The sequence below is a fragment of the candidate division WOR-3 bacterium genome, from assembly GCA_013177935.1.
Lineage (GTDB): Bacteria > Hydrothermota > Tepidihabitantia > Tepidihabitantales > Tepidihabitantaceae > Tepidihabitans.
The window spans coordinates 550956-566640 of sequence record JABLXZ010000001.1 but is presented as its reverse complement, the minus strand read 5'-3'; the positions used below and the strand labels follow the sequence as shown (position 1 = coordinate 566640).

10 protein-coding genes and 1 tRNA gene are annotated in these 15685 nt (G+C 49.7%); 1 reads left to right on the top strand and 10 read right to left on the bottom strand.

Going from position 1 to position 15685, the window contains the following annotated elements; all coding sequences use genetic code 11:
- Nucleotides 1-2874, top strand: a complete 2874-nt coding sequence (locus HPY86_02615) for a YncE family protein (protein ID NPV13807.1) — start codon at nucleotides 1-3, stop codon at nucleotides 2872-2874.
- Here the strand turns inward: HPY86_02615 and HPY86_02610 are convergent.
- The 10 genes from HPY86_02610 to HPY86_02565 all read right to left on the bottom strand — a co-directional run bounded on the left by HPY86_02610 (nucleotide 2862) and on the right by HPY86_02565 (nucleotide 15604).
- Nucleotides 2862-4295, bottom strand: a complete 1434-nt coding sequence (locus HPY86_02610; GenBank protein ID NPV13806.1) for a PorV/PorQ family protein — start codon at nucleotides 4293-4295, stop codon at nucleotides 2862-2864. The genes HPY86_02615 and HPY86_02610 overlap by 13 nt on opposite strands.
- On the bottom strand, nucleotides 4295-5440 hold the full coding sequence (locus HPY86_02605) for a T9SS type A sorting domain-containing protein (protein ID NPV13805.1): 1146 nt from the start codon (nucleotides 5438-5440) through the stop codon (nucleotides 4295-4297). Before HPY86_02605 ends, HPY86_02610 begins: the two co-directional genes overlap by 1 nt.
- Before the next feature lie 35 nt (nucleotides 5441-5475).
- Complete coding sequence (locus HPY86_02600) at nucleotides 5476-7002, bottom strand: DUF2029 domain-containing protein (protein NPV13804.1); 1527 nt, start codon at nucleotides 7000-7002, stop codon at nucleotides 5476-5478.
- Nucleotides 6992-9475 (bottom strand): YfhO family protein, encoded by a 2484-nt coding sequence (locus tag HPY86_02595; GenBank protein ID NPV13803.1) that lies wholly within the window; start codon nucleotides 9473-9475, stop codon nucleotides 6992-6994. Before HPY86_02595 ends, HPY86_02600 begins: the two co-directional genes overlap by 11 nt.
- A complete protein-coding gene (locus HPY86_02590; GenBank protein ID NPV13802.1) occupies nucleotides 9444-10415 on the bottom strand; it encodes a hypothetical protein in 972 nt (323 codons plus the stop codon). Before HPY86_02590 ends, HPY86_02595 begins: the two co-directional genes overlap by 32 nt.
- Before the next feature lies 1 nt (nucleotide 10416).
- Entirely contained in the window at nucleotides 10417-11619 is a 1203-nt protein-coding gene (locus HPY86_02585; protein ID NPV13801.1) for a glycosyltransferase family 4 protein, read from the bottom strand.
- A 32-nt stretch (nucleotides 11620-11651) separates the two neighbouring features.
- Nucleotides 11652-11852 carry a 30S ribosomal protein S20 gene (locus HPY86_02580; GenBank protein NPV13800.1) on the bottom strand — a complete coding sequence of 67 codons (201 nt, stop codon included), beginning with the start codon at nucleotides 11850-11852 and terminating at the stop codon, nucleotides 11652-11654.
- Between the two features lie 86 nt (nucleotides 11853-11938).
- Nucleotides 11939-12011: transfer RNA gene (locus HPY86_02575), tRNA-Phe, on the bottom strand.
- An 89-nt stretch (nucleotides 12012-12100) separates the two neighbouring features.
- Nucleotides 12101-14704 (bottom strand): hypothetical protein, encoded by a 2604-nt coding sequence (locus tag HPY86_02570; GenBank protein NPV13799.1) that lies wholly within the window; start codon nucleotides 14702-14704, stop codon nucleotides 12101-12103.
- Between the two features lie 45 nt (nucleotides 14705-14749).
- Nucleotides 14750-15604: a carotenoid biosynthesis protein gene (locus HPY86_02565; protein NPV13798.1), complete on the bottom strand. Its 855-nt coding sequence runs from the start codon at nucleotides 15602-15604 to the stop codon at nucleotides 14750-14752.
- Nucleotides 15605-15685: the final 81 nt, after the last annotated feature.

The following is a 15685-nucleotide window of genomic DNA, read 5'->3' as shown; positions in this document are numbered from 1 at the left end:
ATGGGACAAAGGCGACTTTTAATTTTAATTTTCATTTTGCTGCTGTTCTTGGGTAACAATAACTGCCGGAAATGGGGAAATCCGTTTGACAAACCGCCCAATCGGCCGGTGCCGGTTTTTCCAGAGAGCGGGGCGGTAAATGTCGACACTGGTGTAACTTTACGCTGGCGTTGTTCCCATCCCGATACCAATGAAAGGTTGCACTTTGATATCTATTTCGGGACAGGAAACCCACCCGGGCTGCGTGATACCGGAATTACCGACACCTTCTATCGTCCCCATAACCTTGCGATTCTTACATCTTATTACTGGAGGGTTTTAGCCCGGGACCGGTTTGGTGATACCGCTTGGGGTCCAGTTTACCAGTTTACAACTCGAAGGGCAAACACTTTGCCTTTTGTACCAAGCCGTCCTCAGCCCGAAAGTGGTGCGGTTAATCAACTGGCAAGGGTGAAACTTTCCTGGAAGGGTGGAGACCCGGACCCGGGTGATACGGTTGTTTATGATGTTTATCTTGGTATTAGGGTGCCATTAGCAATTGTGTTCCGGAATTTGCCCGACACTTTTTGCAGCCCCCCGGGTTTGATGTACGAGTCAACTTATTACTGGTATGTGGTTGCCCGTGATGAGGTTGGTGACACCGTTGTCGGTCCATTGTGGCGCTTTTCCGTCTGTCCGGCGCTTAGAGTTCTCGAGCCAAGCGATACTTCGAGATGGCGGAGCGGAGCAAGTTATACGATAAGGTGGACGGGTGGGTTGTTAGGGGACTCCACGGTGCTTTACTATTCAAGTAATAACGGTGTTACCTGGCCGACGCGTATTGACCGAACAACCGCTCCGGGCAGTTACACCTGGACTCTGCCAATTAACCTGACACCAACTAACAGTGCCCGGATTCAGGTGCGACGCTATATCAGTCGGGATACGATGCTCGGTACCTCGGCGCAGTTTGAGGTGTACGATACACGAAAGCCCTCTGCGATAAATGTGATTTCCCCGGATTCACTGTCAGAATGGACCATCGGTTCAACCCGTGAGGTTCTCTGGACCGGCGGTACTTTTCTTGGGATGGATTCAGCGGTGATTCATTATTCAACCAACAATGGCTTGGTCTGGACACGGCAGGGAAAAACAACCCGGCCTGGAAGATTTTTATGGACGGTGCCGGCACCGGTCACAGACCAGGCAAAAATCAGGGTACGGGCGTACTGTCTTGATTCGGCAACTACCGGATTCAGCGCGACCTTCCGGGTGATTGAAGGGCTGCCGGCAATAACAATCACCGAACCCACTTCTCAAACCAGATGGCGCGAAGGTTCCAATCAAACCGTAACCTGGACTGGTGGTCCTTCAGCACCGGATTCAACAACAGTGTATTATTCAACAGATGACGGTGCAAATTGGATACGGCACGGTCGGGCTACAGCACCGGGTAGTTACACCTGGCTCGTTCCTGGTCCTGCGACCGATAATGCCCGGGTTCAGGTCCGGTCTTATCTGGGCAATGATTCTTCGGTTGGAACAAGTCAGCGTTATGTTGTTTACGACTCACTGCCACCAACGCCAATTACGGTCACTTCGCCTGCTCCTGGAGCGCGGTGGACCATTGGTTCGACCCAGACTATTACCTGGACGGGCGGAACCTTTGGGATGGAGTCAACGGTAATTTTCTACTCGAGTAACGGCGGTACAGACTGGTCGCGTCAGGGCAAAACAACAGTGCCCGGTAGCTTTGTCTGGCAGGTGCCACCACCAACAACTAACAACGCCCTGGTGCGGGTTCGGGCATACTGTGGCAATCATACAAGCGAAGGAACAAGTGGAACATTTACCGTAGCAGGTACCGGTGGCACACCCGATACAGTAGTGGCAACGGTAACGGTTGGCTCAAAGCCCCGGGCGTTGCTCTGGGACAGTTTGCACAACAAAATTTTCGTTGCCAATTATAACAGCGCGAGTGTTTCGGTGATTGATGGCGCGAGCAATCAGGTGATAACCAATATTTCGGTTGGTGCCAATCCGTACGACCTGTGCCTGAACCCAACAAATGGCCGGATTTATGTAAGTAATTATGGAGCGGGGACAGTTTCCGTAATCGATGGCGCTACGAATCAGGTGCTCACGACGGTCAATGTGGGTAGTTTCCCACAGGCGCTCTGTTTTAATACAACAAATAATCGTGTCTATGTTGCGAATTATCGTAATGCCCAGGTAACGGTGATTGACGGCGCTAACAATGAGGTGCTTACTACGATACCGGTTGATTCCAGTCCGATTGCGCTGGTCTACAACCCGGTGTACAACAAGGTGTACTGCGCTAACTTTGCGCGCAACAGTGTAACGGTCATTGACGGTGCGACCAATCAGGTGCTGGGTACGGTTGGGGTTGATTATCAGCCCTGTGCGCTGGTGGTCGATGCTCAGGGCAATGTTGCGGTGGCGAACCGACTTTTTGGTAAGTTAAGCGTTATCAATGGCAACAATCAGGCTGTGATTACGACGATAAATGTTGGCAGCGAACCCTGGGCGCTTGCTTACAACGCAGTTGACAACCGCATCTATGTTGCCAACTCCGGTAGTAACAATGTTTCGGTTATCAACGCCCAGAATTACTCTCTGGTTACGACGATGAATGTGGGCAATCATCCTCGTAGTCTAACCTGGGCGGGCTGGGTTGATAAACTTTACTGTGCTAATTACGATGGAGAAACGGTCAATATGATTGACTGCGCTACCAATACGGTACGGAAGACGATCGCCGTGGGGCAACGGCCGATTGCGCTATGTACCAACTCCGCTGACAGCAAAGTTTATGTTGCCAACTATGATTCCGGGACGGTGACAATAATTGGCAGCGCTGGTTATTCTCGTTGAAGATTGTTGTTGGGATTGGGCTGGGTCGTCTTTAGGCGCTTTAGAAGGTAAAAGTCGTGGCGCAGGAGTTTTCCACCCTGTAACTCAAGGGTGCAGGTTTGAGCAATGTAGTTTCCCAGTCCCTTAGCTGTGATGATGTATTTGCCCGCAGGAATATTTCGAATTGCAAATGTACCGATGGTCGGGTCGGTTTGTGTTTCGCCATAAACCTCACCTTGATAAGTTACAATCCCAGAAATTGGCTTGCTGGTTGTAGCATCGTAAAGTGTGCCGGTGATTGTGCCGTATTTTATCGGTCGGAGAGTAAGGGCGGCGGACTGTTCTCGGTCACCAAGAATTAGCATTGTATCGGTTCGGGGCAGATAACCGTTGGCGATTGTGTTAATGACAATCTGTCCGGGCAAAATCCCTTGAATTAAAAGTTCGCCTTTGCGACCGGTTTCTCCCCGGAACTGCTTTACTCCGGAAATGGTTACAGTTGCCCAGACCGGTTCGGTTGTCTCTTCATCGAAGACCCGGACCCTCAATACGCCCTGGCCTTTGCGCTCCAGGGTCAGGCGTAGTCCCAGCCGGTGCACCTGTCCCAATTTACCATACGGGGTGAGAGCGTAATCAATAGAAAAATTGGTTAGGTTGACACCAATACCCGCACTGATAGCACTGAGGTAGCCAAGCGAGGAAATGTCCTCGGGTCCGCTGCGATATCCGACACGGAGTGAGAGCTCTTTTACCGGAGTGTATTCAACCCCTAATCGGAAATTGAATTTCTGGTCAAAAGAGAAAATGCCATCGAGAACTGCTGTTAAATTTTTCTGGCTGTAAGACAAACCGGCGCCCACTTCGGCTGGTAAAGTGTAAATGCCGTTGTAGTCCATCAATCCGAGGTTCCGACCGACAATGCCCACACTTAGGGATTTTAAAGGTTGTCCCCGAAATCCCAGGTCAATACCAGCACCGTAACCATGGCTCTGGTATAGGTTTTCATAGCAACCTTTTGCAACGAAACCAATTGCATAATTAGAGAATAGATTAATTCCGTAGCCGAGAGAAAGAACCCCGTTCCAGGTGCTAAATGTGTTGCCTGGGTTGTTGTCTGCGTCCCAGTGTTCAATGCTACCAGTTTGGGAGTAGAGTACACCAAAACCCAGGGCACCGGTTTTTGCCGGAAGGATCGCCTGGAACAGTTCGTCTTTCGTATCACTAAACCACTCCTGATGAGAAAGCGAAATTGAGTAGTCAGAAAAGCTTGCTAAGCCAGCAGAGTTCCAGTAAAGGGCATTGCCGTCGTTGGCAAGACCAATACCAGCTTCACCCATTCCTGCCGCCCTTACGCCCTGAGCGACTTTTAAAACCGGAAAAACGGAACGGGCTGGGTTACTAAAAAGGGCTAAAATGGTTAAAAGAACAGTTATCGGCGTCATTAATCTTTGTGAATTACCAGTTTTTTCTGGATTTTTTTTACCCGGTTACCGTTTTGATATTCCAGCAGGTAATAATAGGTACCTGGAGTAAGCGGTTGTTCTTGATTGTTTTTTCCATCCCAGGGGATGAAGTGGACCCCAGCGGCTAATGGCTCAGCCTGAAAAATTCGGCAAACCTGCTCACCGGTACGCAGGTAAACAGTTAGGGTAACCGCACCCGGTTCAGGTAGGCTGATGACAAAAGTTGTCCTGCCGTTAAATGGATTGGGGTAGTTGTGGATGTCCAGTTCCGGTCTAATAGTAATTTTGAGCCGAACACTATCTTCAACTATCGTATCGTTTGCGAGAAACCCATAAAGTGAGAAGACAACTGTATCCTTGAGCACGGCCGGGGTACCAATAAGCGCGGTTGGTGCTAAGAGCCCCAGATTAAAGTAATGGCGTTCTCCTGGACTAACAAATCCCAGTTCCGGGTTGCCATCGCCATCGCTATCGGTAAGCGGGGTTTGGTCGTTGGAGTCAAGCAAGAGTGCAGTCCAGCCTGATAAATCAGTTGGTGGCTTTAGTTCAACGATATAACCGGTGTCGGCATCAAGCTGGGCATAGAATCGGTAGGATTTTCTCTGTCCCAACTGGATGGTGTCGCTCTGGTCCGGTTCGATTGTTAGATTTTTGACTTCACTAACCGTGATTGTACGGGTAATTTTGTCGTTCTCGGGGTTGATGTCGCCTGTCAGTTGAGTTGAACAGCTGACCGGATAAGTGCCGGTGCGTGCAATCCAGATTGGAAAGGTTATTTCAATAACTGAAAATGGAGGCAGACTGTTAACCATCACGGTGGCGTCATAATCAATGCCGATTCGGAACCGGACATCAAAGTAATGTTCGGTGGAAGTACCAAGATTACGAATTGTGGCACGGGGGATGATTGTGTCGCCGGCGTGGAGCGTGCCTACTGGAGCGATGATGGCATCGGTACCGACATCGTGTTCGTCCACAGTGTCTTTTTCCATATGCTGGGTTCGGTTAAAAGTGATGTACGGAGAAACTTTGTTACCGACCGGATTGTGCGGCGTGGTCTGCTGCAACCGGTTTTGAGCGAAATTAGAGGAAAGTGTGAGCCAGAAGAGAAAGATTATCGACATTTGTTAACTAAGAATAGTTAGGAAACTACCGGGTGTCAATTAGTATGGTCCGGGAGGCGGCGAAGAACGACAACGCCGGTGGGCTTGGCAAATTCGGCAAGGTCCTTGAGAAAACTAAATTGCCTGATAATTTGGTTTTTGGTAATTAGCCAAAGCGACCAGTTTGAGTCGAGATAATCTTCCTGAATAGGGAATCGGTACAGAAGACTGTCCCAATCGACAGGATAGGTGTTGCGCAAACGGTCATAATAGTACTTTTTAACAATGACTGCGGTTATAGTGGAATCGGTCAATGCTTTTTGATTTAGATGATAACTGCGTGGTTCGAAAAGGGGGAGGATTTGAAGGTTTTTCTCGGAGCGCTGAGAAAGATAAGCAACGAGCGTTGGGTGTGATGTGGCGACCGCGGTTCCGGTTGAGATATTACTGATTGCGGTTTCAAAGGAGCGGTGGGTGCCGCGGTTAAAGTAGAGAAAATTGTTGGCATAAATGTTGAAGATTACCAGCACAGAAACCAGTACTTTTCCAATAAACCGCAATCGGGTCGGCACATCTTTTTCAAACAGTTCACAGGTGGCTGCGGCTGTTATCAGGAGCGCGGCGGGCAGGAGGTAGTAGTCGAACTTGCGGGAGAAAAAGAAAAAGAAGGTCAGGTGAACTAAAAGGTAGCAGGTTACTAACAACGGGAATGGGCGGAGTTTCAGAGCCCTGATAATTGTCAATGACAGGAGGAAAAGTGTGGTAACAGGAGCGAAGAGGATAAATGATAGAAATTCCCATTTGTAAAACAGTCTCGGGAAAAGGTTGAAGCCAAGGTTGGCAGAGGTAGCGATAAAGTTGGTAAAAGGTGATAGTTTTAGCATATTTATGTCGTAACCCCGGCTTGCGCTTATTTCGAAAAGCAGGTTCTGTCCGGAAATATACCCGATGCTGATGAGCAATATAACCGGAGCCGCCATGCCTCCAAAGATTAGGACGATTGACCGTTTCCGGTCTGCGGGTTGCAATAGGTAAAAAATAAGGAGGCTGAGAAGTAAGCCTAATGCGGTTTCTTTTACCCATAGTGCCATACCTAAAAGGAGCCCAGCCCAAAATGTTTTTTTAAAGAGAACCGATGTTATACTGAACAAGATAAACATTAGCATCAGAATTTCTACCTGACCGAGCCGGCTGTATAAATGAAAGGCATACAACGAGAAAGCAATACCGGTAGCAATAAGTGCAGTTAATTGGCGATAATGGGCACGCAGGGCAAAATATAGAGAGGCAAGTAACAAGGCACCGGCGACAGCCGAAATCAAGCGAACCGAGAGGAGCAGTTCGATGCCAGATTTCTGAAGCAGTGCGGCAATATAGACAAAGAGGGGCGGGAAAAACATAATGTCGTTGCCGATGAGTGTTTGATGGGTGATGAGGTATCGGGCAGAAAGGGCGTAGTTGATTTCATCGGGCAACGGGGTCCAGTAATTGAGGCGAATTAAGTGGACCGTCAGGTTAATGACAAAAACAGACAGGGCAAGAAAAAAATCTTTTCGGGTCAGTTGCTGGTCTTTAGCGAGCATCAGCCTTTGGCTTCCGGTTGTGCCGACTCTGGAAAATCTGGACCAGTAAAATTATAATTAGAAATAGTGTTGAAAACAGGGTCAGGATAATACCCAGAGTGTAATAGCGAGGTTGGTGGCGGAATTCAATCTGATGTTCACCTTCTGTAAGCATAACCGCGCGGAGGGTATGGTAAGCCTGGAGTAGTTTTGCGGGTTTGCCATTAACTATTACCTTCCAGTCCGGATGGTAGTTCTCGCTTAAGATTAGGAGTCCGGGCGTTGTGAGGGAAGCCTGAACTATTATACGGTTGGCGTCGTAATGGGCAATGCGGACGGTGCCGTAAGAGGAGTCCGGGGTTAAAGCCATTCCGGGATTCTCATAGAGCAGGGCGGTGTGCGCGGGGTCAAAGTCGGGTTGCATAAGGCGGGCAAGGAGCTGGTCTTTGTTCTGGACGATTTCCCAGTTTTTGACGATGAAGGCACGGGGCAGGTAGTCGGAATTTTCGTAGATGGCATAGCGGGCACCGGTAAAAGCCTTTTTGAACTGGGGCTGGCTGAAGTAAAGTTTTAACTGGTTGATGAACTGCTGGGTCTGGGCGTCGTAACTGGAGGCATCATCGGGCAGATTGTAGGTGATGATGTATTTCACATTCAGCAGGTTCATAAAGTTGGGGTTAAGGAGATTGTTCGCCTGAAACATCACACTTTTGCCTGCACCGATAAAATCTTGATAGGTTTGAAGCGGGTTGGGTATCTGGCCACCGGTAGAGAAGATGTTGTGCAGCCAGAGCTCGCCTTCATCGGAGCGTTCGTAGTTCAAGGGCAGAACGCGATAAAACGTTGTGTCGGCTTTGAGAAACCGCACAACTTCATCCGGGGCAAAATACTCCTGTGGCGGCGGTAAAGAGCGGATGTAGCCCTGATTGTTGTTCCAGAGTTTCAGGGAGATGCCGATGTCAAGGGTCATTATCAGGGCAACGATGATTGTGAAAGGAAGCGGCGCAAGTCGGTTACGGTTGAGGAGATAAATCAACAGGCAGCCCAGGATCCAGATGAGGAGGGTAAATAGTAAGCCGGTAGTGAATGACGGGTAGTTGGCTTCAAACTGGGGAAGACGTGGGCCGGGGTTGAAAATACCGGCAAGGAAACCGCGCGCAATCAGGGCGATGAGGAAAAATAGCAGTATGACAGCGCCGCCGTAGATAAGGACGCGGGGAATACTCTTTCGTATTTTTTGCCCTTTTTGTTCGTCAGAAGTTAAAAGGTGGTTGATGCCGTAGCCAGCAAGGACCGCAATAGAAAAACCGGCGATGAAGAATATCATTCCCGGACCACGAAATTTGGCAATGCCGGGTAGAAGGTGGTAGGGGATACGATAAAATGGGGTGTTGCCGCCCCATGCCATCAGGATAGTGATAATAAGGGTGATAAGAAAAAATTTCACTTCGGCTTTTTTACGAATTTGGAAAATTGCCACCAGTGCAAAGATCAGGGGCAGGATACCTAAATACTCACTGTGGAGTTTGAACGGGTTTTTGCTCCAGTATTGCCAGAGGCTGCCAGAGAAGTGAGGGGTAAGCAGGTCAAAGATTTCGGCGATGGGCATTGACCAGGAGGTGGCAAATTCGTAGCCGCGCTCCGCGCCGCGGGCGCCATAGGGTAGATTGCCGTATATCGGCAGATACTGGATGGCGGCAAGGCAGACGGCAAACAGCGAGCCGATGATAAAGTATAATAAAAGACGCAGGGCAAGTTTTGGGTTGTGTTCCTGTTTAATTGTGCGGATGAAGACAAAAACGAAGTAGGCGATAAGAAGCAGGACGGTGTAATAGACTTTCTGGATATGACCGGAGAGGAGCTGTAAGCCGAGTATGAAACCGGTCAGGATAAACAGAAGAAACTGGCGCCGATTGATCCCCCGGCAGAGAAAAAACAGGGCAACAGGCATAAGCGCGGAGCCAATCAATCTACCATCATGGCCGGCATAAGCGAGTGTTAAGAGGCTACCTGAGAACATATAGGCGACACCGGCAAGAAATGCGGCAATGGTGTTAAGTTTCAGTTCTTTTAAGAAGAGATAGGTTCCCAGGCCGGCGAGAAAGGTGTGGATGTAGAAGGTCCATGCCCAGACAATATGTACCGGAAAGAGCAGGCGGAGCAGTATTGTTGGATAGAACAGGTCGCCAAAGAAGGCAGCAACGGTTGGTTGACCGCATAGAATCTGGGGTTGCCAGAGGGCGATAGTCAGATGCCGCTTGATGTATTCGGACATAAACTGGTGGGCAGCATAACCACCGGCACCGATGAAGTCGGTGCCGAAGAGCATCACCGAACCGGTGAGGAATCGGGCATAAAAAACAAGCGGCAGGAGAAAGAGGGTGAAAATTGCAAGTCGGGGATAGGGTTGCTGGTCAAAGTCAACGGTACGGTGCCGCGCAGGAACGGCTGCCGGTTTAGTTTCAATTTGGCGGTTGCGGTGTTTCTTTGCCATCTTTGCCTCCTTTGTGCAGTAGTGGCAGGCAGAAAAGCGCCATTGCCACTTCACTGGTGCTCATCCAGACTCTGGTAATCAACGCTGATATAATAGCAACAGGCTGGGGCATTACCAGTTTTAATATAAATGTATAAATTCCTTCCCGGACTCCGAGCCCGGCGGGTGCTATCAGAATAATAAATCCTAAAATCCAGGAGATTGAATAACCACCGAGCAGGACCGGTAACTTGTCAATACCGAGAGGGTAAAAGGAGTTTATCAAAACAAAACAGCCCAGTCCCTGAAAAAACCAGTCGAGAATATAGACACCGAGAATAGCAAGAAGCCGGACATAGGAAAGCCGAAGGGAAAACACCGGTTGTTTAAAAATCGGGAGTAGTAGTTTAAGTAGCCGGTTGAGAATCGGTGGATAGGTGACAATTAAGGTTAACGGCGCGAGCAGAAAGGATAGATAGACGCCGCGCGGTATGACAGCGCGGGGTAAAAAGATGATGGCGATGGCGAAGAGAAAGACCGCGGCGAGGAGCAGGAATCCGGTTTCAACAACCACGCTTATAAGGGTCTTGGCTTCTGGCACCCGGTCCCGGGCGGCAAATGACATTCTGCCGATTGTAAACCATACCTTTCCTGGAGCATATTTACCCAGCTGGGTAACCGTTAGAATGGCAAGGGCACGCAAAGGGGAAATTTTTTCACCCAGCCCATTGAGGATTAAGGTCCAGGCAAAGGCACCGAGCGGAAAGTGGATTAAGAGGAGGATGAGGTAGGATAAAATGAGTAGTAAAGGGTTGAAGTGCAGTTCAGTAAACGGGATAGAACGCCAATCCCGGACGAGTCGGGTGATGAGAAAATAAAAGGAAAGGAGCACAATCAGAGTACCGAGCGTGTAGCGAAGCCATTTGAGTTTTCCTTTTGCCGATGCGTTTTGAGAAGGCATCTCAGGTGCGTGTCTCGGCGAGTAATTGTTGATAAATACCAATCAGGCGCTGGACGATTGTTGTCCATGAGTAGTTCATCTGAATGTGGTGGTATCCCGCAGCCGCAAGACGGGATGCGAGTTCGCGGTCGGTAAGTAGCCGTTCAATCGCCGCAGCCAGTTTGGCACTATCACCAGGCGGCACGGTGATGCCGGTTTTCTCATTGATGATTATGTCAGTTATACCGCCAACGCCCGAAGCCACTACCGGTTTCTGGTAGGTAAGCGCTTCAATCAAGACAACACCTAACCCTTCGGTATCACCTTTGGAGTCAATCACGGCGGGCAGGACGAATACAGAACAGGTTTGATAATGGTGCTGAAGTTGTTGTGGAGAAACCTGGCCATGAAACAGCACGGTGTCTTCAAGTTTAAGCTGCCGGGTGAGTTGCTGAAGCCGGTTCATTTCCGGACCCGAGCCAACGATGTTGATTTTCACCGGCAGTTTTTGTTTGAGAATCGCCGCGGCTTCAATTAGATGATGGACTCCTTTTCGTTCGACGAGGCGACCAACAAACAGGATGTTGTACTCATTCTGGCTCTGGGGTTGGTTTGTGGGGTTGCGGAGATTTTCTGGTAAGCCAGCGCCAAATGGCACGATGTCCACGGGCCGATTCAGTATCGACTGAATTGCCTGAACGGTGTAGGTGGAGTTGGCGGTTATTCGGCTTGCCCTGGCAATCGCCCAGCGGACAAATGGACGCAGGATTTTGAATTTATGACGGACCGCCATCAGTTCGGCGCCGTGGAAACTGATAACGGTTGGTGCCCGGTACAGCTTTGCCGCAACATAACCAAACAGAAAATGCGGTAAGGGCCAGTGGATATGGATGATGTCAAACTTCTCATTTCGGCACAGGCGCCAGATAGCGATTGTGCCGCAGACCAGATACGAGAGGGCAAGAATTTTGTTCAGAAACCCCTTGCGCACCCGGTCAATGGCGGTTTCATCGTGGGTGAGATTCTCCCAACGGGCGAAAAAGTAGCGAAACCTTATTACCCTTGTTCCGAAAATTGTCTGGTTGCCTAAGCCTTTGTAAGAAGATGTGAATACAGTTACTTGAACACCGTTGTTTTGAAGGCGCTGAACGGTTTCAACAAGCCAGGGGGTTATAACATCACTTTCCGACCTTGGATAAGCGGTGGTGATGTAAAGGACTTTCATTCACCCTGTTCACCCCGGCAGCGGCGCTGAATTTATGAGAGATAGGATATTTGCTTCATCAGGCGTGCCTTGAGCCGGCTCGCGGTGTTCGGATGAATGACACGGTGCCGGGCACATCGGTCGATTACCGATTGAGCGGCAACAAAGGCTTTTAACGCTTCTTCCTTTGTTTTTGCTGCCCGGACCAGTTTGACCGCCTTTTTCAGGGCGGTCTTACGAGCGCGATTACGCATGCGCTGGCGCAGACTTTTTCTCGCCTGCTTGATTGCCGATAAAGTTCGTTTTGCCAATCGTCCTCCGTTGGCTTATTGCTAAAAGGTGCCGGGACACAGAATCGAACTGTGGACACCGGGATTTTCAGTCCCGTGCTCTACCAACTGAGCTATCCCGGCAGCGCATTTATTTTAAAGGCAAAGTGAATAATGTCAACTAATACCTTTTCTCATCTTTTCATCGGTCCCTACCAGTGAACTGGACTTAATCAGGGTTCGGTAACGGTTATCTGCTGGTCCGGATGAACATCTTTTAGAATCACCTTAGAATTTATGCCAAAGCGCACTTCAACTGTTACCGGCGCACTTGATTTTCCCAAGCCGAAGTGCTGAATGAGTGAGTTCTGGCTCGTGGTTCCTTTGCCGCCTTCAACCTCCCGGACATACCGTTTTTTCCCCTGAGTAACAGTGACCCGGGCGCCGATGCCCGCGGCGTTGTGTTTGGTCCCCACCACTTTTACTTTGAGCCAGTGATTCTGGTTGCGGGTGTCATTGCGAAACAGTTTTAAACCCGAACCGGAACCAACAACTAAATCCTGGTCGCCGTCGTTGTCGAAATCGGCAAAGGCACAGCCCCAGCCATTAAAAGTGCGGGTTCCAGATAGGTAGGTTGCTTCCGAAAATCGGAAGTTCCCGAAGTCAATGGCAGAAGGGGCATTGGGAATCAGTTGGTTGAGATATAGGAAGGAGCGTCTGCCTTCGTAGATTGAGGTGATAAACAGGTCAAGGTCACCATCGTTGTCCACATCCGCCCAAGCCGGGTCCGAGTGCGTTTCTTCGTAGCGGATACCAAGTTGTGCCCGCCGGTCAACGAATCGGGGGTATGCGTTATCTCCCCGGTTTTCATACAGGATTGAGCGGTTGGAAAACTCTATGTAGCGGGGATGGGCGAGGTTGGCAACAAACAGGTCAAGGTCGGAGTCGTTGTCGTAATCCACCCAGGTTGAGCCGATTGAGTGCCCATACCAGCCTTTTACCTCATTGCCGGCGACACCTAATTTTGGGGCAAGATTTTCAAATGTACCGTCTCCCTTGTTGTGCCAGAGGAAGTTCGGGCAGAGACGGTAATTTGAGACATAGCAGTCGGGATAGCCATCGTCATCGAAATCTGCCCAGTTGACCCCACGGCCCGCAAGGTTTTCGCCGTTAGGTGGAATAATACCAGCGCTTTCGGTGACATTTTTGAAAAATCCCTGCTCGTTTTTGTAAAGCCGGTCCGGGTAGTATGTGTGAGTCTCCCAATTTTCGTAGTTGGCGCAGTAAAGGTCAACCCAGCCATCCTGGTTGAAATCGGCGGCACCAGCGCCTTCGGTCGGATAATGGTCAGAAGGCGACCCGAGCGATTCGGTAACATTGGTAAATTTACCGAAATGGTTTTTCAGAAGATAGTCAAATGTATCAGAACCGCAGACATAAAGGTCGAGCCAGTAGTCATTATTGAAGTCAAACCAGATGCCACCCCGTCCTTTAACTCCTGAGATGCCAATTGTGTCGGTTACATCGGTAAATCGAATGCCTGAGTCGTTACGGAACAGACGACAGCCATTAAGCAAAAGGTCCTCAAATCCATCGTTGTTGTAATCACCCCAGGCGACCCTTGATTCATATCTGCCGGTGAGTCCAACCGAGTCGGTTACATCGGTGAAAACCGGTCCGGTGTAGTTCAGAAGTTTGCGTGCCCGGTGCAGTTGCTCAGGACCGTTTATGCCCAACCTTTGAAGCCCGGTGTCAGCACGAGCCGTCCAATAGTTACGGGAGTCGCCAAAAACAAGCGTTTTCAGGTAGGCGAGTTCCGCACTGTCAACTTTACCCTGATGCTCATACACTTCGCCCAGGAGGCAGTAGAAAGGTGCGGGTGTCATCTCGTTCTGTACATCCCAGCGGAACCGGTTGATTGCTTCTTTGAGGTAGGGTAGGGCTTCAAGGTGTCGATTCTGGATTATCAGCGCTTCGGCAAGCGCCACCCGGGCAAGACCGTAGAGTGGCGGATATTCCAGTTGCCACTGTTCCTGGGGTTTGTTTTTTGGCTTTTTAGCCTGTGGCTCCAATAGGATTGCCTTTCGGGCGTAAAGTTCAGCGGTTTCAGGTCGAAAGCGTAGCCGGTTAAACAGTGCAGCGACATAGCGGTAGCGGAACGGGTCAAGGCTGTCGTCGGTAATCATCTGCTGGGCGATGTGCGCCAGTCCGATGGTGTCTTTAAGTCCGTAAAGCGAACTTAAAAGAAAGAAGTAAAATGTTGAGCGCCATTCGGTCTCAGGATAGCGGGTAAGAAAACGGGAGATAACCAGTACCTTGGCGGTGTCGTTGTTCCAGACCGGATAAAGTGAGTCGTAGAACATTGCACCAATCAACTCGTAGCCGAGCGCTGAGTCCGGGAAGAGCGCGGTTAAAACACCAGCGGCACGCTGGGCAAGAGCGGTGTCGGCAAGGGACAGTCCCTGATACCCGAGGACCTGACTGCGATAAGAGGCGGTGTCGAGAAAATAGGGGAGCGCCTCATTTTTAATTACAAGCCGGATTGAGTCAATACGAGACGAGTCGTTTTTGTTCAGTTCATAGAGCGCCTGCCAGCGACCGACAATTGCCGAATCATCATCGGGATTAATCTTTAGCGCCCTTTCCCACCAGTACAGGCTGGAGTCATACTTGTGCCAGAGGCTAAACACCCGGGCGAGGTTTTTGATTGTTAGCAGGTCATCGGGCTTCCTGTTTAACTGCTGGTAGCAGTATTCTACTGCGGCAGGGTAGTCCTGTTGCTGAACAAGGTTGGTTAGAGAAACACTGGTAGTAAGTAAAATGAGCAACAACACCATCAGTTTTATTATAGTAAACTATAAAACAAGTCAACCTTTAAAAGGTTACTTGGCTGCGGTTAACGCCTCCAGTTGAATTGCCGGGTGGCTTTTTGACCGGATGGCAATGGCGAGCGAGAACAAAAGCAGGACTGCAACACTCAACCAGGCAGCACCAAGGAGTTCCATCCGGAAGCAAAGAAGCGTGTTGTACAGGATGTTCACGCCCAGCATAAGTATTGGCAGAATAGTGACCGGGCTCTTGGATTCGTAAAAGCGGGCGGCATTTGCCAGATTGGGTTCTATCGCCTGGAAGAAGGAGATGATAAACAGGGTCGTGGCAAACCAGCCGACAAAGTTCGACAGCGGTATGCCGTGATAGAAACCCTTGTTGACAAAGCCGATAGCACCTCGTGTTATTGCTACCGGACCTGCAGCCAGCTGCCACAATGTTATAAGGAGCGACGCTGCCAGAGGAGTAGTGTTGTAAGCACTTAAATATTTGGGGGTTGCATCCACAAGGTAGATTCCGGTTAAGAATGTCAGATAGAGCATGCTATACCAGAGGAGGATTGTGTTTAATGGTATTTTGCCCGGGAGCATTACTCCAACCTGCAGGCGCAGGTCCTGGATTCGGGAAAACCAGTGACTGCCAAAGATGGCACCAAAGTTGGTTCCGAGGTATTCGGCGATGTAAGGTAGAATCAAACCCAGAGCCAGAAACCACAACGCCTGCCTTGTCTCCCAGAACTTTAAACTGTGTAGAAAGGCAAATACGGCAAGACAGTAAGCAGGCATCAGGGTCAGCCAGAGAAGAGGTGGTTTCACGATGATGTCGGCAGCCATTGAGACGACGGCTGCTGCTAAGGCAAACCATATGCCGATGTTGAGCAGTGCAGATTCGTTCTTATGTCTTTTCATTTTATATCCCTCCCAATTTATTATAGCACACAAAACTGCTAAGTCAATTTATTATCAACAGGCAGCAGCGAAGTGGGTAAC

Coding starts and splice junctions, on each gene's coding strand:
- HPY86_02615 (NPV13807.1), top strand. CDS start 1: ATGGGACAAAGGCGACTTTTAATTTTAATTTTCATTTTGCTGCTGTTC.
- HPY86_02610 (NPV13806.1), bottom strand. CDS start 4,295: ATGACGCCGATAACTGTTCTTTTAACCATTTTAGCCCTTTTTAGTAAC.
- HPY86_02605 (NPV13805.1), bottom strand. CDS start 5,440: ATGTCGATAATCTTTCTCTTCTGGCTCACACTTTCCTCTAATTTCGCT.
- HPY86_02600 (NPV13804.1), bottom strand. CDS start 7,002: ATGCTCGCTAAAGACCAGCAACTGACCCGAAAAGATTTTTTTCTTGCC.
- HPY86_02595 (NPV13803.1), bottom strand. CDS start 9,475: ATGGCAAAGAAACACCGCAACCGCCAAATTGAAACTAAACCGGCAGCC.
- HPY86_02590 (NPV13802.1), bottom strand. CDS start 10,415: ATGCCTTCTCAAAACGCATCGGCAAAAGGAAAACTCAAATGGCTTCGC.
- HPY86_02585 (NPV13801.1), bottom strand. CDS start 11,619: ATGAAAGTCCTTTACATCACCACCGCTTATCCAAGGTCGGAAAGTGAT.
- HPY86_02580 (NPV13800.1), bottom strand. CDS start 11,852: ATGCGTAATCGCGCTCGTAAGACCGCCCTGAAAAAGGCGGTCAAACTG.
- HPY86_02570 (NPV13799.1), bottom strand. CDS start 14,704: ATGGTGTTGTTGCTCATTTTACTTACTACCAGTGTTTCTCTAACCAAC.
- HPY86_02565 (NPV13798.1), bottom strand. CDS start 15,604: ATGAAAAGACATAAGAACGAATCTGCACTGCTCAACATCGGCATATGG.